20 protein-coding genes, 1 other RNA gene and 1 pseudogene are annotated in these 22,498 nt (G+C 52.6%); 8 read left to right on the forward strand and 14 right to left on the reverse strand.

What is annotated here, in order from left to right; all coding sequences use genetic code 11:
- Window positions 1–439: 439 nt before the first annotated feature.
- On the reverse strand, window positions 440–3,592 hold the full coding sequence (oqxB, locus tag GRPL_RS15565; protein ID WP_032698992.1) for a multidrug efflux RND transporter permease subunit OqxB: 3,153 nt from the start codon (window positions 3,590–3,592) through the stop codon (window positions 440–442).
- A 23-nt stretch (window positions 3,593–3,615) separates the two neighbouring features.
- Window positions 3,616–4,791: a multidrug efflux RND transporter periplasmic adaptor subunit OqxA gene (gene oqxA, locus GRPL_RS15560; protein WP_032686423.1), complete on the reverse strand. Its 1,176-nt coding sequence runs from the start codon at window positions 4,789–4,791 to the stop codon at window positions 3,616–3,618.
- A 333-nt stretch (window positions 4,792–5,124) separates the two neighbouring features.
- On the opposite strand from oqxA, the gene GRPL_RS15555 reads away from it, so the two are divergent.
- Window positions 5,125–5,478, forward strand: coding sequence for a helix-turn-helix domain-containing protein (locus tag GRPL_RS15555; RefSeq protein WP_032686424.1), 354 nt, complete (start codon window positions 5,125–5,127; stop codon window positions 5,476–5,478).
- Window positions 5,479–6,137: 659 nt separating this feature from the next.
- Here GRPL_RS15555 and GRPL_RS15550 read toward each other — a convergent pair.
- The 6 genes and pseudogenes from GRPL_RS15550 to GRPL_RS15535 all read right to left on the reverse strand — a co-directional run bounded on the left by GRPL_RS15550 (window position 6,138) and on the right by GRPL_RS15535 (window position 9,849).
- Window positions 6,138–8,480, reverse strand: a complete 2,343-nt coding sequence (locus GRPL_RS15550; protein ID WP_032698993.1) for a primase-like DNA-binding domain-containing protein — start codon at window positions 8,478–8,480, stop codon at window positions 6,138–6,140.
- Window positions 8,481–8,493: 13 nt separating this feature from the next.
- A complete protein-coding gene (locus tag GRPL_RS15545; RefSeq protein WP_032698994.1) occupies window positions 8,494–8,814 on the reverse strand; it encodes a DUF5375 domain-containing protein in 321 nt (106 codons plus the stop codon).
- Window positions 8,811–9,038: a hypothetical protein gene (locus GRPL_RS15540; RefSeq protein ID WP_004136110.1), complete on the reverse strand. Its 228-nt coding sequence runs from the start codon at window positions 9,036–9,038 to the stop codon at window positions 8,811–8,813. Before GRPL_RS15540 ends, GRPL_RS15545 begins: the two co-directional genes overlap by 4 nt.
- Window positions 9,035–9,229, reverse strand: coding sequence for a host cell division inhibitor Icd-like protein (locus GRPL_RS28650; protein ID WP_004132556.1), 195 nt, complete (start codon window positions 9,227–9,229; stop codon window positions 9,035–9,037). Before GRPL_RS28650 ends, GRPL_RS15540 begins: the two co-directional genes overlap by 4 nt.
- 24 nt (window positions 9,230–9,253) lie before the next feature.
- A pseudogene (locus GRPL_RS28655) lies at window positions 9,254–9,586 on the reverse strand (ash family protein); the annotation flags it as partial.
- A complete protein-coding gene (locus GRPL_RS15535; RefSeq protein WP_000556592.1) occupies window positions 9,583–9,849 on the reverse strand; it encodes a helix-turn-helix transcriptional regulator in 267 nt (88 codons plus the stop codon). The pseudogene GRPL_RS28655 and the gene GRPL_RS15535, both read right to left, overlap by 4 nt.
- Before the next feature lie 550 nt (window positions 9,850–10,399).
- On the opposite strand from GRPL_RS15535, the gene GRPL_RS15530 reads away from it, so the two are divergent.
- The 5 genes from GRPL_RS15530 to GRPL_RS0125605 all read left to right on the forward strand — a co-directional run bounded on the left by GRPL_RS15530 (window position 10,400) and on the right by GRPL_RS0125605 (window position 15,888).
- Window positions 10,400–11,137 carry a hypothetical protein gene (locus GRPL_RS15530; RefSeq protein ID WP_032698999.1) on the forward strand — a complete coding sequence of 246 codons (738 nt, stop codon included), beginning with the start codon at window positions 10,400–10,402 and terminating at the stop codon, window positions 11,135–11,137.
- Window positions 11,134–11,379 (forward strand): ogr/Delta-like zinc finger family protein, encoded by a 246-nt coding sequence (locus GRPL_RS15525; protein WP_032699000.1) that lies wholly within the window; start codon window positions 11,134–11,136, stop codon window positions 11,377–11,379. Before GRPL_RS15530 ends, GRPL_RS15525 begins: the two co-directional genes overlap by 4 nt.
- A gap of 17 nt (window positions 11,380–11,396) precedes the next feature.
- Window positions 11,397–11,963, forward strand: coding sequence for a phage polarity suppression protein (locus GRPL_RS15520; protein ID WP_032699002.1), 567 nt, complete (start codon window positions 11,397–11,399; stop codon window positions 11,961–11,963).
- Between the two features lie 821 nt (window positions 11,964–12,784).
- Entirely contained in the window at window positions 12,785–13,513 is a 729-nt protein-coding gene (locus tag GRPL_RS28230; RefSeq protein WP_228134574.1) for an SIR2 family protein, read from the forward strand.
- Window positions 13,495–15,888: a P-loop NTPase gene (locus tag GRPL_RS0125605; protein ID WP_228134575.1), complete on the forward strand. Its 2,394-nt coding sequence runs from the start codon at window positions 13,495–13,497 to the stop codon at window positions 15,886–15,888. Before GRPL_RS28230 ends, GRPL_RS0125605 begins: the two co-directional genes overlap by 19 nt.
- A gap of 61 nt (window positions 15,889–15,949) precedes the next feature.
- Here the strand turns inward: GRPL_RS0125605 and GRPL_RS15515 are convergent, their stop codons facing one another.
- The 3 genes from GRPL_RS15515 to smpB form a co-directional block, all read right to left on the reverse strand.
- A complete protein-coding gene (locus GRPL_RS15515) occupies window positions 15,950–17,143 on the reverse strand; it encodes an integrase domain-containing protein (protein WP_032699004.1) in 1,194 nt (397 codons plus the stop codon).
- A gap of 183 nt (window positions 17,144–17,326) precedes the next feature.
- Window positions 17,327–17,691, reverse strand: a transfer-messenger RNA (tmRNA) gene (ssrA, locus tag GRPL_RS26740).
- Between the two features lie 146 nt (window positions 17,692–17,837).
- Window positions 17,838–18,320, reverse strand: coding sequence for an SsrA-binding protein SmpB (smpB, locus tag GRPL_RS15510; protein ID WP_004866580.1), 483 nt, complete (start codon window positions 18,318–18,320; stop codon window positions 17,838–17,840).
- Between the two features lie 152 nt (window positions 18,321–18,472).
- On the opposite strand from smpB, the gene GRPL_RS15505 reads away from it, so the two are divergent.
- Together GRPL_RS15505 and GRPL_RS15500 are read left to right on the forward strand one after the other, a co-directional pair.
- Window positions 18,473–18,910 (forward strand): type II toxin-antitoxin system RatA family toxin, encoded by a 438-nt coding sequence (locus GRPL_RS15505; RefSeq protein WP_004866577.1) that lies wholly within the window; start codon window positions 18,473–18,475, stop codon window positions 18,908–18,910.
- Window positions 18,900–19,190: an RnfH family protein gene (locus GRPL_RS15500; RefSeq protein WP_032686440.1), complete on the forward strand. Its 291-nt coding sequence runs from the start codon at window positions 18,900–18,902 to the stop codon at window positions 19,188–19,190. Before GRPL_RS15505 ends, GRPL_RS15500 begins: the two co-directional genes overlap by 11 nt.
- A gap of 68 nt (window positions 19,191–19,258) precedes the next feature.
- On the opposite strand, the gene bamE is transcribed toward GRPL_RS15500, so the two are convergent.
- The 3 genes from bamE to nadK all read right to left on the reverse strand — a co-directional run bounded on the left by bamE (window position 19,259) and on the right by nadK (window position 22,374).
- Complete coding sequence (gene bamE, locus GRPL_RS15495; protein WP_004866572.1) at window positions 19,259–19,600, reverse strand: outer membrane protein assembly factor BamE; 342 nt, start codon at window positions 19,598–19,600, stop codon at window positions 19,259–19,261.
- A 147-nt stretch (window positions 19,601–19,747) separates the two neighbouring features.
- The gene (gene recN, locus GRPL_RS15490) at window positions 19,748–21,409 is read right to left on the reverse strand and encodes a DNA repair protein RecN (RefSeq protein ID WP_032686441.1); all 1,662 of its coding nucleotides are present in this window, start codon (window positions 21,407–21,409) and stop codon (window positions 19,748–19,750) included.
- Window positions 21,410–21,495: 86 nt separating this feature from the next.
- Entirely contained in the window at window positions 21,496–22,374 is an 879-nt protein-coding gene (nadK, locus tag GRPL_RS15485; protein WP_004866566.1) for an NAD(+) kinase, read from the reverse strand.
- Window positions 22,375–22,498: the final 124 nt, after the last annotated feature.

A 22,498-nucleotide genomic window follows, 5' to 3' on the forward strand; every position in this document is an offset into this window, starting at 1 on the left:
CTTGCGCGGGCCTACAGAGATTGTGCCATCGCTTGATAGTACGGGTTTTGTAGGTTTACGCAGATTGTGCCATTGCTTGATAGTTCGGGTTTGGTAGGCCGGGTCAGGCGTCAGCCGCCACCCGGCAACTCGTGGGCACAATGTCTAAAACCGGTTTGTCATCAGTATCGCCTTCACACCGAAGGCGTAGATTGCTGATAAAGAGCGAGCTTATTACATTGCCCGGCGGCGCTTCGCTTGCGCGGGCCTACAGAGATTGTGCCATCGTTTGATAGTACGGGTTTTGTAGGTTTACGCAGAGTGTGCCATTGCTTGATAGTACGGGTTTTGTAGGCCGGGTCAGGCGTTAGCCGCCACCCGGCAGCTCGTGGGCATAATGTCCAAAACCGGTTTGTCATCCGTCTCCGCCTTCATCCAGAAGGCGGTTTTTTGTTGTCACCTATTCAGGCAGCGTTTCCAGCGCCGGTTTACCGCGCGTGACCAACTTACGCAGCGTGACGTAGAACACCGGCGTCAGGAACAGACCAAACAGCGTCACCCCGAGCATCCCGGAGAACACCGTAATCCCGGTGACGCCGCGCACTTCCGCACCCGCTCCGTGGCCGAGGATCAGCGGTATCGTCCCGGCAATAAAGGCGATGGAGGTCATCACGATCGGACGCAGACGCAGGCGACAGGCTTCCAGCGCTGCTTCCATGATCCCTTTCCCCTGAATTTCCAGCTCGCGAGCAAACTCAACGATCAGGATCGCATTTTTACAAGCCAGCCCCATTAACACCACCAGTCCAACCTGCACGAAGACGTTATTATCGCCGCCGGTGAGCCAGACGCCGAACAGGGCGGAGAGCAGAGTCATCGGAACGATGAGGATCACCGCCAGCGGCAGCGTCCAGCTTTCATACAGCGCCGCCAGCACCAGGAACGCCAGAAGTACCGCCACCGGGAAGACAATCAGCGCCGTGTTGCCCTGGGTGGCCTGCTGGAAGCTGAGATCCGTCCATTCGATGTTCATACCATTCGGCAGCAGCTGGCCGGACATCGCGGCCAGTTTGGTCATCGCCTGAGCGGAAGAGAGCACCCGAGGATCGGCGTCGCCGATCAGATCCGCCGCCGGATAACCGTTGTAGCGGATCACCGGATCTGGCCCGTAGGTGGTGCTGATGTTAACCATACTGCCGATCGGCACCATTTCACCCTGGTTATTGCGGGTGCGCAGATTAGCAATATCCTCCACGCTGTCGCGGAATGGCCCGTCGGCCTGCGCCATGACGCGCCAGGTTCGGCCGAACTGGTTAAAGTCGTTCACATAAGATGATCCCAGGTAGGTTTGCAGCGTACCGAACAGATCGGTCAGCGATACCCCCTGCGCTTTCGCCTTGTCGCGATCGACCTGCACATCCAGCTGCGGTACGTTTGCCTGGTAGGTTGAAATAGGGAAATGCATTCCCGGCGTTTGCATGATTGCCCCGGACAGAGTATTCACCGCCGTTTGTAGCGCGCCGTAACCTAAGCCCCCTCGATCCTGAATATACAGCGAGTAACCGGAACCCTGGCCGAGGCCGAGAATCGGCGGCGGCAGGATTGAGAAGCCAAAGCCTTCCTGGATTTGCGCAATTTTGGCATTGATCTCGGCGTTAATTTCCGCCGCAGAATGTTTACGCTGATCGAATGGCTTCAGGCCAAAAAATACCGTGCCGGTGTTCGGCGTATTGGTGAATTGCAGCGCGTTAAGCCCTGGAAACGCCACCGCATAATCCACGCCTTCAGTGTTCATCCCGATTTCGCTCATTTTACGGATGACCGCGTCGGTGCGGGCCAGCGAAGAACCTTCCGGCATTTTCACGCCGCCAATCAGGTAGAGCTTGTCCTGGGTGGGAATAAACCCGCCCGGCACGGCTTTAAACATCACGCCGGCGGCGCCGAGCAGCAGCAGGTAAACAATAAACACGGCGCCACGTCGTCCGAGCGTTTGGCCAACCAGCCCCTGGTAACCATGTGAGCTACGATGGAAAAAGCGGTTAAACGGGCGGAACAGCCAGCCGAACAGGCGATCGATAAGCCGGGTTGGGAGGTCTCTCGGCGCGCCGTGCGGCTTCAGTAGCAGGGCCGCCAGCGCCGGGGAGAGAGTCAGCGAGTTGATGGCCGAGATCACCGTCGAAATCGCGATCGTCACCGCAAACTGTTTATAGAACTGCCCGGTTACACCAGAGAGGAAGGCCATCGGCACGAACACCGCGCACAGCACCAGGGCGATGGCGATAATCGGCCCGGAAACTTCACGCATTGCCTGGTGCGCCGCCTGCAGAGGGGCGAGCCCCTCTTCGATATTGCGCTCGACGTTTTCCACCACCACAATCGCGTCGTCCACCACGATCCCAATAGCGAGAACCAGACCGAACAGGCTCAGGGTATTAAGCGAGAAGCCAAGCAGATAGAGAATACCGAACGTCCCCACCACCGAGACCGGTACGGCAATCAATGGAATAATCGATGCGCGCCAGGTTTGCAGGAACAGGATCACCACCAGTACCACCAGCACCACCGCTTCGAGCAGGGTTTGCACCACCGCACGAATGGAGTCGCGCACAAAAACGGTGGGGTCGTAAGGGGCGGCCCACTTCATATCTTCCGGGAAACGCGTGGACAGTTCGTCCATTTTGGCGCGTACCGCATTCGACAAATCAATGGCGTTGGCCCCCGGCGACTGGAAGATACCGATCCCGACCGCATCTTTATTGTTAAGCTGGGAACGTAGCGCATAGCTGCCCGACCCCATTTCGATGCGTGCAACGTCGCGCAGGCGTACCAGCGAACCATCCTGGGCCGTTTTGAGAATGATATTACCGAACTCTTCCTCCGTGTGCAGACGACCCTGGGCGTTAATCGAGATCAGGAAGTCGCTCTCTTTCGGCAATGGCTCGGCGCCAAGCTGCCCGGCGGACACCTGCACGTTTTGCTCCTGCATCGCCGTCACCACATCGGAGGCGGTCAACCCACGTGCGGCCACCTTATTCGGATCCAGCCAGATTCGCATGGCGTATTCGCCGGCACCAAAAATCTGGATTTGGCCGACGCCGGGCAGGCGCGCCAGTTCGTCCTTCACTTTTAAGGTGGCGTAGTTACGCATATATAGCGAATCGTATTTACCGTTGGGCGAAAACAGATGCACCACCAGGGTGAGCGTCGGTGACTGTTTCTGGGTGGTAATCCCCAGACGGCGTACGTCTTCCGGCAGACGCGCTTCGGCCTGCGATACCCGGTTTTGTACCTGAACCTGCGCCTGATCCGGATCGGTGCCTGGGCGGAAGGTGACGGTGGTGACCAGTACGCCGTCGGAGCCGGCGACGGACTTCATGTACATCATGTTTTCGACGCCGTTGATCGCTTCTTCCAGCGGCGTCGCCACGGTCTCGGCGATCACTTTCGGGTTGGCGCCCGGATACTCCGCGCGTACCTGCACACTCGGCGGTACGACGTCAGGGTATTCGCTGACCGGTAGCAGCGGGATGGCGATGAGCCCGGTAATAAAAATCAAAATCGACAGCACCGCGGCGAAAATCGGCCTGTCGATAAAAAAGCGGGAAAAGTCCATGCGTCGGATTCTCTGGTAAGGGATCAGTTGAGGGCGGTGCTAGTGGTCATCGCCACGGTTTTCGCGTTAACCGGCATCCCGGGCATAAACACTTTTTGCAAACCCTCGACGATGACTTTATCGCCAGGATTCAGCCCCTGCTGGACGATGCGTAAACCGGCGGCCAGGCGACCCGGTTTGATATCACGGCGCTGCGCTTTACCGTCTTTATCAACGATATAGACGTATTTCCGATCCTGATCGGTCAGGACCGCTTTGTCGTCGATCAGCGTGGCCTGGAATTCAGCGCTGCCCGGCAGGCGCACGCGGGCAAACAGGCCCGGTATGAACTGACGCTGGGTGTTATCCAGCAGCGCGCGCATCCGGATAGTGCCGGTGCTCGGGGTTAGCTGATTATCGAGGAAATCCACTTTCCCCTGATGGGGGTAGCCGTCCTCTCCGACAAGACCAATCTCAACCGGGAGCGCAAGGTGATTGCTGGCAGCCCCCTGGCCACTGCGGGCGAGGTTTTGATAGTGAAGGTAGGTTGATTCGTCGACATCAAAATAGACGTAGACCGTCTTCTGCGAGACCACTGTCGTCAGCACGCTGGCGCTGTCACCAGCGGTTACGAGGTTACCGCTGGTGATCAGCGCGCGGCTGGCGCGGCCATCGATAGGGGCGGTCACTTTGGTGAAATCAAGGTTAAGCTGAGCGGCATCAACGGCTGCCTGTGCGGCCTGGATGTCGGCCTGCGCCTGGGTAGCGGCCGAACGGCGCTGCTCCCACTCCTCACGGGATACCACGTTGGTGTTGATTAATTTGTCGGTACGACTGGCCTCGCTGCGCGCCAGGCTGGCCTGTGTTTTGGCTCTTGCCAGCGTTGCCTGCGCCTGCTCGAGGGCGGCGCGATAGGTTCTGTCATCGATAGTGAATAGCACCTCGCCCTTTTTCACTTCCTGGCCGTCGGTGTAGTTCACTTTTTCAATGTAGCCGGAGACGCGTGGACGGAGCTGAACGCTTTCTACCGCTTCAATTCGGCCGTTAAAGCTGTCCCACTGGCTAATGGATTTCACCACCACGTCAGCGGCGCTGACGGCAGGGGCTTGCGGAGCGGCGTTTTGCGCAGCGCTGTTATCGCAGCTGGCAAGTAGCATGGCGATGACTGCGCTCCCCAGTCCGCGCAGATAAAAGTTAACCCAGGTTTTTTGCAGGCTCATTATTTTTATTCCGGTAATTGTTGCCGCCGGGCAAGACGCAGCGAAGGACGCGGCGCGACTTCCTATGTCCGGGCAGGCTTAAGGCCATTTGTGTCGTTCATCGCCACAAAACTGTAACAGTTGCGAATACACTATCGCGGCGATTGTAGGAAGGCGCTTAACTAAGTGCAAGAATAATTGTTGCACTTTATGTGCTGTTTCCGTTGCGCGGGAAAGGCACATTTCAGGCAGGGATTTTAATGTAACAATAAAACTTGCAATTTATGCAAAAGCAGGTCACTTTTAAATGTATTAGATAAAGATACTTTTATTAACAGCCCAGGGGAACCCGGCATGAACACTGGCGCTTTTATACATGATTTACTTGACTGGATTGATAATAACCTTGAAAGCCGCCTCGATATTGATACGGTCTCCAGGCGGGCAGGCTATTCAAAATGGCATCTTCAGCGGATCTTCAAAGAGCATACCGGTCATCCCATCGGCGAATACATCCGCGCCCGGAAGCTGCAAAAATCGCTTGAGCGCTTAACCCGCAGCGACGAGCCGATCCTGAACGTGGCTATCGCGCTGGGCTTTGACTCCCAGCAATCCTTCAATCGCAGCTTCAAGCGCCAGTATGGCCAGGCGCCGGGGGTCTGGCGCCGCAGCATGGGGACGGCGCCATCGTGCCAGCGTCCAGGCTGAGGGTGGGGCGGGATTTCATCAGGAGGTTCAGGTTTAACGGGACGAATTAAGGGCACAAAAAAGCCCGCAGGGCTTACGCCGTGCGGGCTTTCAGGACTTCATCGGATGACTCTGGTAATCACCGATGGAGAATTTTGGGCTGGCGGAGTCTGAATAAATCGCGTAAGTATTTAAATTTAAATTATTTTAATGTGTTCAACTTTCATTTGTGTACCTAAACGTGTACCAATTATGGAATGTCATAGCATTCTTCCCTATCTAAAGTTGTCGATTGCTCTTCCTCCTGATGATTTTTCTGGATCTACAAAGGCTGGATAAAAAGTTTTTTTGCATTTAACTGTTCACACTGTTCACCTCCTTATTTTCTTTTTAATATCATAATGATAGGTGGTGATTAGTTGGTGAAGAGTGAACAGTCAACTCTTCACCTCAGCGCGTTTCTGGCCTGTTTCCGGCGACCATCACCGCAATATGATGGTGATGAGGGGGGGGTAAAAAGTTTTTTTGGGTTTAACTGTTCACACTGTTCACCTTTAGTTTTTTATTAATACTTTCATAGTGATACAGGGTGAACATACGGTGAAGGGTGAACAGTGGATTGTTCACCCTTGAGGGAGGGGCAGATACAAAAAGACCGGCGGTTGCCGGTCTGAGACAGGTTAAGTCGCGGTGGGTTCGTCGCACTTCGGCAGCCAGTCGCCGTAGCTTTCCTCTTTCAGCGACAGGTTAGTTTGTATCCCCTGCTTTGTGTGCCGCTTCTCATAATTCATCCCGTACTCTTTCAGCATCATGGGCAGTCCCAGTCCGAACATTTTCAGGCTGAGCACATTCCTGTACCCGTTGGCCTCCATATAGGCCAGATACGCGTGATAGAGATATTTACGGTAATTACGCGGGATGATACTGGCATTACCCATGAACATCCCGTTGGAATGCGGCAGCGCCTCCAGATAGCCGCAAAAATCAAACGTCGGGTCAGCGTCGCGCTTGATGCTGAGCGCCTCGTCGGAGTTCTGCTGCGACTGGAGCAGGGCGCGGGCGCTCATCGGGTCGCTGAACTGCTGCATCAACTGGCGCACAATCACGGCCAGCTCGCGGGCGATTTTATCCCTGAGCTGCGGGTCGCGCTCCTCCGGGGCTATCTGCTCCGGGAAGTGGATAATCACCCGTCGGCGCGACACGCCGCCGCTGCGGTCGGTGAAGCGCATCGGGTTATTGTTCACGGCCAGAATGACTGCCGGAATATGCGTCGAGTACGGGTTCTGGTATTTCGGGTCGACTGACACCGCATCGCCGCCGGTGATGGCCTTGAGCCCCGCACCGTCACCGCTCCATTTCTCCTGGTCAGGCAGACGAATGAGCGAGAAGCCAATCAGAGAGGCGCGCTTGCGCGGGTCTTCCAGCGTGTCGATATCCGCCGACGTGGCGTTATCCTCTCCGGCCAGCATCGTGGCGATTTCAGCCAGGATACTTTTCCCGCTGCCGCCGGGGCCGGTGACTTCGAGAAAGAGCTGCCAGTCGTAGCGGTTCGCCAGCACCATAAACAGCGCAGCCAGAATCACGTCGCGTTTTGTCGGGTTGTGGCTGGCCGCCCGGTCGAGCCAGCGCCAGAAGTTAGGCGCATGGGTTTCCAGCGTTTCCCCTTCTACCGGCGGGGTGAAATCCACGTCGCACAGGGTGCGCAGCCAGTGTGATTTGCTGTGCGGGCTGAACAGACCGCTCTGGGTGTCGAGTACCCCGTTGCGAAAACCAATCAGACGGCGCGCCGGTGCATCCTGCTGCGGAATAATCAGTTTCAGGGTCTCCACCACCGAAGCAATTCTTCCCGATGAGAACGGGGCGCGCAGGCGCTGGAACAGTCCGGCCACATCGCGGGCAAAATCAGACGGCGTTATCACCTTCCAGATGCCACTTTCATAGCGGGACAGAAGCTGGCCGTTGGCATCCACGGCCAGCGCTTCGCCGTAGTGCTCATGCACCCGCATCGCCTTATCACTGGCGCTCATGGCGGTAAATTCCGCCTCGCTCATGGTGTCGAAGGGGCTTTGTGCCGCTGGCCGGATGGCGGCATAAATGGCTTTCCGTGTGGCGTCCTCCCCCTTCAGCATCATCGCATCATTCCAGTCACCGAACACCGGCGGCAGGGCGACAACGCCCTCACAAGCTGCTGCGGCCGCAGCGGCTTTAGTCTGGCCGGTGCCGTTCAGGTCACGGTCAGCGGCGAGGATAATCTGACAGGCCGGGTGCTTGCTGCGGGCCAGGCTCGCCAGAGAAAGGAGGTTCACGGAGGACAGCGCCACCATGACGGTTTCTCCGGTCAGGTGATGCACGGTAAGCGCGGTCGCATAACCCTCCGCTATCCACAGGCGTTTCCCGGCCTGTTTCTGCCCGTCGATGAGATGGCATGCCCCTTTGACCTGCCCGCCCTTCAGGGTGCGTTTAAGACCCTCAGCATTAATAAGCTGGAGGTTAACCAGCGCGCCGGTCTCGTCATACAGCGGTACAACTAAATCACCGGCGCGGTAAGCCACGCCGCCGGTTTTGTGCGACGTGGTCAGCGTCAGACATTCCAGAGCGGGAAAGCCCTTGCGGGTCAGGTAGGCGTTGCCGGTGGCCGGGCGGGTTTTCTCCAGCAGTCTGACGGCCAGCGCGGCCGCCGCCTTGCGGTCGGCCTCCGTTCCGGCGTCTGCGGCTGCCACCACCTCCGGGGCCACCGGCGGCAGGTGGCCGGTGACGGCGTTCACCTTCCGGGCGGCCTCAGGTGCCGATATGCCGAACACCTTCTCAACCAGTTTCAGGCCGTCACCGGCGCCGCACCGGTTGCAGTACCATGTGCCGCGCCCTTCCTGGTCATCAAAGCGAAAGCGGTCGCTACGGGCATCACCGCCACAAATCGGGCACGCCTGAGGCCGGTTTTTTATCACTTTCATGCCCAGCGCCGGGAGAATGCGCGGCCAGTGGCCGCACGCCTGTTTTACGGTGTCCGTTACGTTCATTTTCATGGTTTTTTCTCCCTCAGTGCAGTACAGGCGATGTCAGATGGCGGGCGCAGAGCTCATCCATCACGGCGAGCCCGAGGAAGGACAGCGACGGGGCGGCTTTCAGCGGCCCGGCCTCCATCAAATCTTCCAGCAGCGCACAGGCAATCAGACGGCCTTTTACCTCGCCGTGCTGGCGCAGGTAGAAGCCCTCCAGCTCGGCGGCGATGGCACTTTCCAGCGCATCGAGGGTGAGGTGAGGATAGCGGTGCTGGCGTTCGCACAGGGTCAGCCAGGCACAGGCCACGGCGCGGCGATACAGGGCGGCACGCAATACAGGCGGCAGAGGCGTTTTCATACGTTGCCCTCCCCGGTGAACCAGCGGTGGTTGCAGCGCTCGACCACGCCGTCGAGCTGGGCGGTCATGAGGTAAATCACGGAGGTGAGCTGTAACTGCTGGGCCGGGTCACGACGCAGGGAAGTACAGTCCTGCACCTGCATCAGCTCGCCGACGAACTGGCCGACGTTGCGCAGGTGCTCAAGGCATTCGAGGTCTTTGACGGTGATGGCGGGCTGTTTCATGCGCGCACCTCCGCCACCGGCAGACGACCGGCAAACGAGAGGACGTAATCGCGAACGAGGGAAAGGCGTGCGGCGTGTTCATCCCCGGCCACGGCGCGGAGCATACAGATACGGGGCTGACGGTCTGCACGACGAACGGCGGCAAACACAAAGACAAACTGCGGGTGTGACGGGGTGAGGGTCGTAGCCATAGCGGCAACCTCCAATAAGTAGCGGTTATCACTACCACCAGAGCTGCAAATCTCATGGGTGGTAGCCCGGACGGGGTTTGCAGTACCGGCCTTATTGGAAACCGGCCAGCCCGAAGGCTGCCCCACCCGGACCACCATTATCTGACACGAGCCACGGTGAAAACACCACAGCCCGAAAAATAGGTGTGTCTGAGCAACGACATAAAAAAACACGCATGGCGCGTGTTGTGTCGCCAATAAGTTACACGGGCTGCAAATCCCGGCTGCCGATTTTGCGACAGCGAGAAAACTATACCTGGAAACGGCGAAGGGAAGCAAGCCAGAAAAAGGGGCTTTTTGCGGAACGGGCATCATCATGCGTCATAGCCCCGGTTGCGTTCGGCGATACGGTCAGCCATCCACCCGGTGATTTCCGACTGCGCCCACGCCACGTTTTTTCCGCCAAGCGAGATTTGTTTCGGGAAAGCCTCCCGGCTGATGAGATCGTAAATCGTGGAGCGGGACAGCCCGCACAGATGCATCACTTCGGGCAGGCGAATAAAGCGCTCCTGAACGGTGTCAGAGACCGGCATCAGCGGCGCGGCAGGGGCAGAAGACGGGGAAGAAAAAGCGGTGTGCATCGGGCTACCTCATAAAGTCCATACAGTGCCGGTCGTGTCCGTCCGGCCTCGGGTAGCTCTCTATTTTGTGCATATTTTCTCTGAGGGCAACAAGTCATTTTGCAGCGAAATACCACACAACAAACTGTTAACAAGCAAATGGCAAACAGTGGCAATCCCTGACAATCGTTGGCAATCCCTGATAATTCTTTGGCAAAACGATGATTACTTTTATCTATATAAATTTATTTTTTAATCGCTAAAAAATCTAAGAAAGCAGAGCATCGTAAAAACAGAAAGGTGAACAGTGGTGAACAGTGGGTGAACAGTCAACACCTCAACTGTTCACCCCTTATCTTACTGTATTACTTATATTTTTTCTTATGGTGAACAGTGGTGAACAGTTATATGTAAAAAAACAAACAGTGAGTATGCTTTTCCTGAGACCTTTCTCTGGCAAGCCGGGTTTTGACGTCCTGTTTGTGCCAGAACTGCCACAACCGCAACAGGTCGTGTTGTTGTGTGTGCCCCGGCAGAATCACCTCAAGTTGAAACCACGAGGAAACCTGCCATGACCGACACCACCTTTATCCCTGATTACCTGAAACCGGCGCTGGAGCGACTGGCCGCAGCCAGAGAAGCCCATCTTGAACAGGCCCGCCGGATGGAGGACACCCTGACGGCCATTACCCGCGCGGAGGAGCAGAAAGCGGCGCTGGAGCAGGACAACGGCAGCGATACCCGCACATGGCGCGCCGCTTTCCGTGCCGGGGGTGCCATGCTGACCGATGAGCTGAAAAGCGGCCATATCGAGCGAGTGGCCCGCCGGGAGCTGGCGCAGGAATGCCACAACCTGACCGACGTGCTGGCCTTTGAACGTGACCAGCTGAAAGCCACCTGCAACAGCACCGCGCGGGCATTCCGCCAGGCGCATCATGCTGTGCTGAGTAAATACGCTGAGGAAGAGCTTAACCGCGCGCTGAACGACACCCTCGGGCCACTGGTCCGGGCGATGGTGCTGAAAGCGGATGTGATGGCAAACCCGCTCGCCAACACCATCGGCCATCAGGGCTACATCGAGCCGGAGAAAGAGGTCATGCATCAGGTGGTGACCTTCCTGACCAGGAAAGTGAGCGACTTCTCCGTCACGCCAGCGGATGAGCCGGTGCTCTCCCTGACCGGCTTCCCGGCCGTCACCCTCCCGCACATGGACCACGACGCCGCCAGCACGCCCGGCGAGCGCAAGGTCTGGCAGGAGAAAATCCGTCAGCGCGAGGCTGATCTGAAAGCGCGGGGGCTGCTGCCATGATGCACTGTCCGTTCTGCAAAAAGTCGGCGCATGCCCGCACCTCCCGCTATCTGTCGGAGAACGTCAAACAGCGCTATCACCAGTGCACCAATATTGAGTGCTCGGCGACGTTCCGCACCACTGAAGCCATCGACGAGGTTATCCGGCCCCCGGCGGAGAAGACGCCGCCTGTCGCGGAGCCGGTCACACCCCCGGCACCCCGCAAGATGCAGGGCTGCTACAGCTCGCCATACCGTCATTAATCAGGGGAGAACTGACCATGACCACCCTTACGCTACAGCAAGCCTTTGAAGCCTGTCAGAAGAACGAAACCGCCTGGCTGAACCGTAAAGCCGAACTGGCGGCCGCAGAGCAGGAATATCAGGAACAGGTGCTGGCCGGGGATGACCGTATACCGGGCAGAATGCAGACACTGCGCGACATTATCGATGTCAAAAAATGGGAGATAAATCAGGCCGCCGGGCGCTATATCCGCGCCCATGAAGCGGTACAGCGCATCAGTATCCGCAACCGGCTGAATGACTTTATGCAGGCGCACGGTTCTGAACTGGCCGCCACGCTTGCCCCGGAGCTGATGGGACTCAGCCAGCAGCCCGCACTCCTGACCGGCCATGCGCTCGACCGTTCGGCGCATTACCTGCGCGAAGCGCTGTCCGTGTGGCTGAGTACCGGTGAAGAAATTAATTATTCGGCAGAAGACAGCGATATTTTAACGGCCATCGGATTCAGGCCTGACGCGGCTTCGCGGGTGGATAATCAGGAAAAATACACCCCCGCACAGAGCCTGATTTATGCCCGCCGGCGCACGGAACTGGCCGGCAGGTAGCCCCGCAAGAAATCCCCGAAAATACCGCTATTTTTCCCGAATTAAGCCATGCATCCACAGGGTGCATGGTTTTGCATGCGCTTTCCCGTCCCGTCACTCCCTTCGCAACCCTGTCCCGGCGCGGCCTGAGCCTGCCCATGCTCCTGCATGAAAACCGACCCACGAAGCGGGCAGGCGAGGCGGGGAAAGCACTGCGCGCCAGCGGTAAAGTATTTATTTAATGATATTTAATTTCGCGGCCTGAGCGCGTCGCTGCGCTGCGCGGGTTCGCGGGAGTGTTGGTGGGTGGTGCGGTGCTGTTCGGGGGCGTGGTGAGCTTCTGAGGCAGCCAGTCGAGGGGTAAGAAAAAACCATCCAGACACAGCGGAAATCAGTCATTTCGGCGTTCATTGTATCGCTTCTAGAGGTTCTATATCCCTGGCGTATTCAGGTCTGTGGCAGTCTGAGTCTCGCGATGCATCTGCATGAAAACCGACTCACGAAGCGGACAGGAGGAGCGGGGAAAGCATTGAGCGTACAGAAAGAAATTAAAATCTACGTATCAGGTTTCTGAATGTTGGATCACTAAAACATTGAAAATGTCTTCATGGATTCTCATTGGCCATAAATTTAATATAAGGATAGGAAGGTTTCTAACTATAGGGCTTCATGGTATAAAAAATTATATAACAAAAAGTTATTCTTGCGCGCATTTATATACCAATTGAAAATATGCTTGGTACCTAAAAAATTAGCGAAAGTAGTTGACCTAAATTGTAATGTGAGATTATTTATCTAATTGAAAATTCTACTGGCACATCTAGACTATTAGAGGACAGAGCATGAGCCTACCGCAGACACTTATAGATAAAATAAAAAGAGGAAGAGTTGTTCTATTTCTAGGTTCCGGTGCTTTAATTGGCGCGAAACTAAAAAAATATGATGTGCCTAAAGGGAATGATTTAGGAATATATATATCTGATAGATTCCTTAACGGTGATTATAAATATGAATCTTTGACTCAAATTGCTGATTTGGCAATATCAGAGCATGGAATAATAGATGTGCAAGAGTTTATTAGGGAGATATTTGAGGACCTTGAAGTTAACGATTTTCATAAAATAATTCCCGATTTCCAATGGAAAGCTATTTTTTCAACTAATTATGATAGGATGATAGAGTTTTGTTACGAAACTAAAAAGACAAATCAAACTCTTTCTATACATTTATCTAATAATGATGGCTTTAATGAGGGTGAGAAGACAACTGATATACTTAATTTTATAAAATTGCATGGGTGCATAACCAGAACCAGAGACCCAGAGTTGCCACTCATTTTGACTGTTGAACAATTCAATGATTACGAAAAAAATAGAAATTTATTGTTTAAATACTTATATGAGTTGGCTATAGAATATAGCATTGTATTTGTTGGGCATAGTTTACAGGATGCAAATATAAGACATATAATATCAATGGTTAATAATAATGTACCCCAAGGACAAAGGCATTATTTATTGAAGCCAGGTATAAAAGATCCCGAAATTAATTTATGGGCTTCAAAAAAATAAATGCTTTAAATTTTACCTTTGAGGCCTTTTTGAGAGAGGTTAATGATGTAATACCTTGGTCTGAAAGATTCAACTATCTTATTACGCCAGTTCAGAATAATGCTATACAAAAAATATTTGTAACTACTGCACCTCCATCCGAAGAGCTTAATAGAATTCTAACAGATAGCATACAATATGTGCATTCTGATATGAATACTGAACAATTCAACCCAAAGGAATTTTATAAAGGTTCTGATTTGGGATGGTATGCACAAAGTGCAGAATTAGCTATTAAAAGATCTTTATTAGACCGTTTCTTAGAGGAAGTAATACTAAAACCTGAAACTGAAAGAAGTGATACCGCCGAGTTGATTTTGCTCAAAGGTGAAGCAGGGTCAGGAAAAACAGTTTTTCTCCGGCAAGTTGCTTGGGAAATGAGGGTTATGGATTTTGGATGCCCACTTTGGGTTAATAATGGAGATAATTTAACTGTTGAAATCATCAAAGAGGTAATAGAAAAAACCAATGAAAGAGTTTTTCTTTATTGGGATGATGCATCATTACACGTAAACAAGATCGCTGCGTTTATGAATAACGCAATAAAAGCCGAGTTGAAAATAACGATAATAACAGCTGAAAGATATAACGAATGGAGTCAACGTTGCGATTCACTTAAAGAGTTAATAACAGAAGTATATTCTTTGCATAATCTTAGTGAGTCTGAAGTGACAAACTTAGTCGAGAAACTAGAGTTTCATGATTGCTTAGGCCCTAACCTCATAAATAAAAATAAAGCTGAGCGTATACAGGAGTTTATTGTTAATTCAGAGCGGCAATTATTAGTTGCTTTGCACGAAGCAACTATGGGGGAACCATTTGAAGATATTATCTTCAGTGAATACGAGTCTATCTATCCTATACAGGCAAGAACAATCTACCGAACAATTTGCACATTGAATAGGCTACGAGTTCCTGTTAGAGCAGGCCTAATTGCTAGAATTTTCGGCATCAATTTCACTGAGTTCAAACAGCAGTTTTTTACTCCATTGGAGAAAATAGTATTGTGGGATTCAGAGGGGAATGATGATTATCATTATAGAGCTCGTCACTCGGAAATAGCGGAAATAGTATTCAATCGTGCATTTAGCAATACATTAGAAAAATATAATGAATATACTCAAATATTGGATAAGATAAATATTGCATTTGAATCTGATAGGATTTCTTTTAGACAATTTATGCGAGCAAAATCTCTTAATGAGATTTTTCCCGATTATCAAGATGTAATTAGCATTTATCAACAGGCTCTCAAAACCATAGGGGAAGATCCCTATTTGTTACAGCAAATGGCAAACTTTGAGAGGATAAGGCCAAATGGAAATTTAACTCTTGCGATAGAATTACTTGAGAATGCGAAGGAAAAGGCTCCTTATGACAGCAGTATAATTCACACCATGGCAACAGTATGGCGAGATAAAGCCAATAATAGTAATGAAGCCTATGATAGGATAAAGTTTCGTGGAGAGGCTCGCCATTTATTACAGGAAGCACAAAGACGATGGGGAGGGAGTTCGTACATCTCAACAACTCTTCTTGAGCTTTCTATCGATAATTTTGAAGATAATATTAAGGATGATAATGTTTCTGGGAAAATTATAGATGATCTAATCCGTAGGATTGAAGAAGAAATTACCATTAGCAAGCAAACATATCCGGATGAAGCAATGCTCTCAAACCTGGAAGCAAGATTTGCCGGAATTATGAGTGATGATGGAAGAATACTAAGTTCATTACTTGCTGCTTTCAGTGATAACTCTAGGGATCCCTTTATAGCGATAAGACTTTCGAAAATATATATTGATAAAGGTGACTTTAATGAAGCTTCTAAGGTTTTGACGCAGGCTTTAGAAAGAAGACGAAACGACCATCGGTTGAATTATCAGTATGCGGAATTGCTAAGATTAATGGACCCCTCTAAAAGAGCTCCTTTGATTTACTATTATAGAAGGGCATTTACTCCGAGCGATAAAAACTTTCATGCTCAATTTTGGTTCGCTCGATTTGCATATGAGTCAAGTGATCCTAAAGAACTTGCATTATCTGCTGACATTTTCGAGTATCTTCGGACTTCCAGAGTGTCAAAAGATGACCGGTTCAAAATTAGAGATTATATCGGTGGTGAAATCAACCCAACAATATTTAGGGGGAGTTTGAAAGGAATCAACAGCGGATTTGGGTTCGTAACGGTCGATGGAAGTGGAAAAGATATTTTTTTTCCACGATCTGAGGTTCAACATGACCTTTGGGAAGCATTGAAGGTAGGTGATAGGCTGAAGTTTAATATCGGTTTCAATTATGCTGGTGCGGTTGCATGTAATATCGTCCCATCATAGTGTTATTTTATAATTATGAGGCTGATGGAATGAAAAATATCAGTCTCATTTATTTTTTATTTTAATGTTTATCTTTTACCAATCCACCCCACCATGTCATTATTTCTTGTCTTTGTACTAAATATGTTGAACGATTATATGCTCTCCGAACTTCATTTTTATCACTATGAGCTAAAGCTGCTTCAATGATATCCGGGTTGAAACCAGCTTCATTCATTGCTGTGCTTGCGATAGAGCGCAGCCCATGAGCAACAAGTTTTCCACCATAGCCGATACGTTTCAAAGCGGCATTAGCCGTTTGGCTGTTCATCGCCTGCTTTGGATCATTTCTACTTGGGAAAACATGTTCACGCTGAGCACTGATTGGCTTCATCAGTTCCAGAATATCTAATGCTTGTTGAGATAGAGGAACGATGTGCTCTCGCCTGGCCTTCATCCGTTCGGCTGGAATAGTCCAGAGCTTGGCATCGAGATCGATCTCTGCCCAACGAGCACCTGAGGCCTCAGAAGGGCGCACAAGCGTAAGGAGTTGCCATTCAATGAGACAGCGAGTCGCAACAGAGAGATTCGACATCACCAGAGAACGCATTAGCCTCGGCAACTCTTCTGGCCGCAGCGTCGGCATGTTTTGCTTTTTGGGTTTCTCAAAGGCCATACCAACACCTGATGCCGGATTTACATCTATCAGACCGGTGTTAACCGCATAAATCATTATCTCGTTAATACGCTGTACCAAACGACGAACAGTCTCAAGTGCACCACGCGCTTTAATTGGCTCTAGTGCTTCAACAATCGTTCTGGCCTTTATCTCCTGAACAGGTATCGAACCTATAGTGGGGAACACGTCTTTATCTAAAGAGCGCCAAATGTCTTTTGCATAATCTTCTGTGACGCTTTTGCTTTTAATCTGGAACCAGTTTGCGGCTACTGTTGAGAAAATGCTATCCAGCTCAATCTGATGTTGTTCTGACGCTAGCTCTTGTTGCTGCTGTGGATCCATGCCTTGTGCGAGTGTGGTTAAATGCTGGTCGCGTATCTGACGAGCTGTTGCGAGCGTAAGGGCCGGATATGAGCCGAGGCTGAGATTAGTTCTGCTGCCACTGTTCGGACGTTGATAGCGGAAGCGCCAGAGCTTTTTACCAGTAGTTTTGACGAGCAAGAACAGGCCATCACCATCATGTAAGGTGAAGTCTTTTTCACGTGGTTTAGCTTTAAGTATTTCGTTGTTAGTAAGTGGGCGTGTAATGCGCGCCATGCCTGGATCCCTTCCATAATTGGTACACGTTTAATGGACCACAGTATAGCGTGTACCTAAACGTGTACCAATTTTCTCTGGATTTAGCCGGATGTCCTCGGACAAAGACAGACACAAAAAAGCCCGCAGGGCTTGTGCCGTGCGGGCTTTCAGGATTTCCCCGGACGTATCCGGAAGAGCAAGTGGTGGAGCTGGCGGGAGTTGAACCCGCGTCCGAAATTCCTACATCCTCGGCACTACATGCTTAGTCCAGTCTTTACATTCGCTGGCCAGCTGCGGACGGACACGCCACTGACAAACTAGCCTGATTAGTTTTAACGCTTCAACCCCAGGCAGGGCTTCCACGCGATCTCTTTTGGGTTTGACCTCTCTTTATTCCCCGTCTTAAGAGCGGAAGCTAGGGAGAGAGGGCTCTTAGCAGGTTATTAAGCTGCTAAAGCGTAGTTTTCGTCGTTTGCGACTATTTTTTTGCGGCTTTTTACGAGGCCAACCGCCCCTCGGCATGCACCTTGGGTTTCGCGAATCCCGTCGAATCCAGAATCAGCCCCAATGTGTTAAGGCGAGTATAACAGATTTGTGAATGGAGTTACCAGCACTCGTTCGCACGATTATGGGGGCGGGGTGGGTGAAAAAGCAGCATCAACAACGATATAGCGCATAAGGGCCAGCTGAGCCGGCCCTTAAAAAGAGGGTATTAGCGGCCAGCGTGTTTCATAATGCGGGCTTTATCCAGCGCCCACTCGCGATCTTTGAGATCGGTACGCTTGTCATGCTGCTTCTTACCTTTGGCGACGCCGATTTTCACTTTGCACCAGGCGTTCTTCCAGTACAGCGACAGGGCGACGACGGTGTAACCTTCACGGTTGATGCGGCCGTACAGGGCATCCAGCTCGCGCTGATTAAGCAGCAGCTTACGGGTACGCGTCGGGTCGCAGACGTAGTGGGTCGATGCCACGGCCATCGGCGTAAAGTTGGCACCGAAGAGATAGGCTTCGCCATCCTTCAGGATGACATAGCTGTCGCTGATGTTGGCTTTGCCGGCGCGCAGAGATTTGACTTCCCACCCTTGCAGGGCAAGACCAGCCTCGTATTCATCTTCGATAAAGTATTCATGGCGGGCGCGTTTATTCAGCGCAATGGTGGCTGATCCAGGTTTGTGGGCTTTTTTCTTGGTCATAATGTCCTGAAGTCATTGCTAAACGGGAACACAGTACCTCAATCCATCCTGCGAGGTGTAATGCGCTATCTTAGCACGAGTTGCGGCACAGCGTTTTTTTTAGCGGCAGATAAATGATATTATTTGCGACGTGTATAAATGTGGAACTTGCTATGCCTCAGATTAGCCGTACTGCGCTGGTGCCCTTCAGTGTGGAACAGATGTATCAACTCGTAAATGACGTGAAGTCCTATCCTGATTTTTTGCCTGGCTGCACCGGGAGCCGTGTGCTGGAGTCTGGGCCGACGCAGATGATGGCGGCGGTTGATGTGTCCAAAGCAGGCATCAGTAAGACCTTTACGACACGCAATACCCTTACCAGTAACCAGAGCATTTTAATGAGTCTGGTCGATGGCCCGTTTAAAAAGCTGATTGGCGGCTGGAAGTTTATCCCGCTGAGCTCGGATGCCTGCAAAATTGAGTTTCATCTTGATTTTGAATTCACCAACATGCTGATTGAGATGGCGTTTGGTCGCATCTTCAAAGAGCTGGCGTTAAATATGGTGCAGGCTTTCACGGCCAGGGCCAAAGAGGTTTATCGTGTCGGCTAACATCGTGGTGGAAGTTGCCTATGCTCTGCCGGAGAAGCAGTACCTGCAAAGCGTAAAGCTTGAAGAGGGCGCCACGGTCGAACAGGCGATTATTGCCAGTGGCCTGCTGGCGCTGCGCGGCGATATCGATCTGGCGAAGAACAAGGTCGGAATATACAGTCGCCCGGTTAAGCTGCATGATGTGGTGCATGATGGCGATCGGGTGGAAATCTACCGTCCGCTGATTGCCGATCCGAAAGAGCTGCGTCGTCAGCGTGCGGAGAAAAATGCCGGGAAATAGCGGCGAACGGGATAAAAAAAGCGCTCAGTGAGCGCTTTTTGTCTTTTTGCAGCAAGGTGCTTACCGCATTACTCGTTGGTGAGAGCCGGTTTGTTATCAATGTTGGTTAACACGCCGCTACTGTTGAAGGTCAGCGTTAGCGTCTGCTGGGTGATTTTTTCATGCCCAGGCTGCTGACGGAAAACATAGAACCAGGTGTTGGTACCAAACGGATCCGACATCATTGGGGTACCCAGCGCATAAGCAACCTGCTGTTGCGTCATGCCGACACGAATTTTTGCTACATCGTTGGGTGCCAGATAGTTACCCTGGTTGATATCAGGACGGTAAACCACTCGTTCCAGAGTGGAACAGCCTGCGGTCAACATGAGAAGAACCGCTGCGGCAGCAGTCAGCGTTTTACAGCGCATAGTGATTTTATTCCTTTTCGGGCCCGAGCAGTACGTGGCTCATCTGTAATATGCCGATAATAATAGACCTTTGCCCAGTTGGAAACCTTCGACTGCAGGTCTTACGGCAATTTGCTGTTCACTATGACTCTGCGAAAATCAAAAAGTTTACGCCGCGAGCAACTCTTTCGCGTTTGCCAGCGTGTTACGGGTGACTTCGCTACCGCCCAGCAGACGGGCCAGTTCCTGCAGTCGCGCCCGTTTGTCGAGCGGGTGCATATGGGTTTCCGTCATCTCGCCGTCGGTCTCTTTGCAGACGAAGAAATGATGATGGCCACAGCCGGCAACCTGCGGCAGGTGAGTGACGCACATGACCTGAGTAGATTCGCCCAGCTGACGCAGCAGTTTGCCTACGACTGCCGCCGTCGGGCCGCTGATACCGACATCTACCTCATCGAAAATCAGGGCCGGCGTTTCCATCTTCCGCGCAGTAATGACCTGAATGGCCAACGCAATACGCGACAGTTCGCCACCGGAGGCGACTTTAGCAATGGGCTGAAGCGGCTGCCCCGGGTTGGTCGTGACGCGAAACTCGATACGGTCGGCCCCTTCGGCGGTGAGATGACGCTCATCAAAGGCAACCTCGATGGCAAATACCCCGTGAGGCATGGAAAGTGAGCGCATACTCTCGGTGATTAACTGCGCCAGCTCTGCCGCGCTGCTTTGCCGCAGAGCGTGCAGCTGCTGAGCAGTCTCGAGCGCCAGCTGATGGTGTTCTACCACGGTCTGGCTAAGGGATTCCAGCGAGCCCGCGCTGTCGTCGAGCAGCCGCTGCTCTTCCAGCAGGCCCTGATAAAATGCGGGGAGCTCTTCCGGGGTGATCTGATGCTTACGCGCCAGGGCTATCTGACGAGAGATGCGCTGCTCCAGCTCGAACAGACGATTCGGGTCGAGATCCAGACGGTCGCTATAGTGACGCAGTTCGTCGCTGGCTTCGCTGAGCTGAATCGCCGCCTCTTCAAGCATATCCAGCACCCCCGAGAGTTTGCTGTCCATCCCGACGAGCTCAGTCACCAGTTGCCTGGCGGTGTAGAGCTGGCTTTGCAGGTTGGCTTCTTCGCCGTCTGCGAGCACCGTCAGCGCGTGCTGACAGGTGGTCAGCAGCTGGCCGCTGTTGGCCAGGCGTTTGTACTCTTCATCGATTTGTTCGAACTCGCCCGGCTGTGGATTGAACTCATTTAACTCTTTCAGCTGATATTGCAGCAGATCGGCGCGGGCAGCGCGTTCCTGGCTCTGCTGCTGATGCTGAGCCAGCTCGCGGCAGCTTTGATGCCACTGACGATAGTGTTCAGCCATACGCTGAGTAAGCGCATACTCACCGGTGTAGCCATCGAGCAGGGTTTTTTGATGTTCAGGCCGGGTCAGCAGCTGGTGCGCATGCTGGCCGTGAATCTGGATAAGCAGCTGGCCGAGCTCACGAAGCTGAGAAAGCGGGACGGCGGTACCGTTAATAAAACCGCGGGAGCGCCCGTCGGTACTGATGACGCGGCGAAGTAAACACTCACGTCCGCTTTCCAGCTGGTTCTCCTCCAGCCAGCGCTGCGCCGCCGGGGTATCTTTTAAGGCGAAGCGGGCGCACAGGTCTGCGCGGCTGGCGCCTCTTCGCACCATGTCTGCTTCGGCTCTTCCGCCAAGGCACAGCCCTAGCGCATCAATGGCAATAGATTTCCCTGCACCGGTTTCCCCGGTGATCGCGGTCATTCCGCTGTGAAAATCGATTTCCAGTTCACGAACGATAGCAAAGTTACTGATGGTGAGTTGCGCCAGCATAGCTGCCTTCCTGTATGAAAAACCATTACTGTGTTTTCGTACAGTATAGACTGGTTTTTTATCCAGTAAAGAGGCAGCTGCTAAAATCAGAACAATTTTTTCGACCAGCCGAGTTTGGTGCTCAATGTATTGAAATAGCTGTAATCTTTTGGATGAATGAGGTTCAGATGATAATCGCAGCGGTGGATAAGAACATCCTCGCCATCCTGAATCGGCAGCGCTATCTGGCTGTCGCAACTGATCTCCAGATCGCTGCAGCGCTGGGAAAAACGCAGGCGAATGGTGCTGTCACCGTTAATCACCAGCGGACGCGCCGAGAGGGTATGCGGGAACATAGGGACCAGGGTAATGGCATCCAGGGAGGGTGTCAGAATGGGGCCGCCGGCGGATAATGAATAGGCGGTGGAACCCGTCGGTGTGGAGATAATCAGGCCGTCAGAACGCTGGGAGAAGGCAAATACCTCATCGATATACACTTCGAACTCAATCATATGCGCAACTTTGCCCGGGTGCAGGACCACTTCATTAATCGCGGTACTGATGCGCTTCTGGCAATCTTGCTGGCAGACCTGGGCTTCCAGCAAAAAACGTTTTTCCGAAATGTAGTGGCCTTCCAGTACGTCGGCGAGCTGCTGTAGGGCGTTATCCGGGTCAAGATCGGTCAGAAAACCGAGGTTGCCGCGGTTAATGCCGATGACGTTGATATCGTAACGTGCCAGCGTTCGCGCTGCGCCGAGCATGTTGCCGTCGCCGCCCACCACTACCGCCAGATCCGCCTGCTGACCAATTTCCGCCAGCGTGCCCGTTTTGACGTTGCTAAGCTGAAGCTCATGGGCAATCTGTTGTTCGACCAGAACCTCGTAGCCTTTGCCGGAGAGCCAGCGCCAGAGCATTTCATGTGTGGTCAGCGCGGTTGGGTGACGAGGGTGTCCCACAATGCCTATACACTTGAAATGGTTCTTCATGTTCTGGATGTCCTTGCGTTAAATGAATGATGACAATCTGACAGCTTCCCTTGAAACCCGGAAACGGATCCCCATAATAAGCGAAGTTAGCGAGATGAATGCGAAAAAAAACGCGGAGAAATTC

This window comes from Klebsiella planticola ATCC 33531 (assembly GCF_000735435.1).
Taxonomy (GTDB): Bacteria; Pseudomonadota; Gammaproteobacteria; order Enterobacterales; family Enterobacteriaceae; genus Klebsiella; species Klebsiella planticola.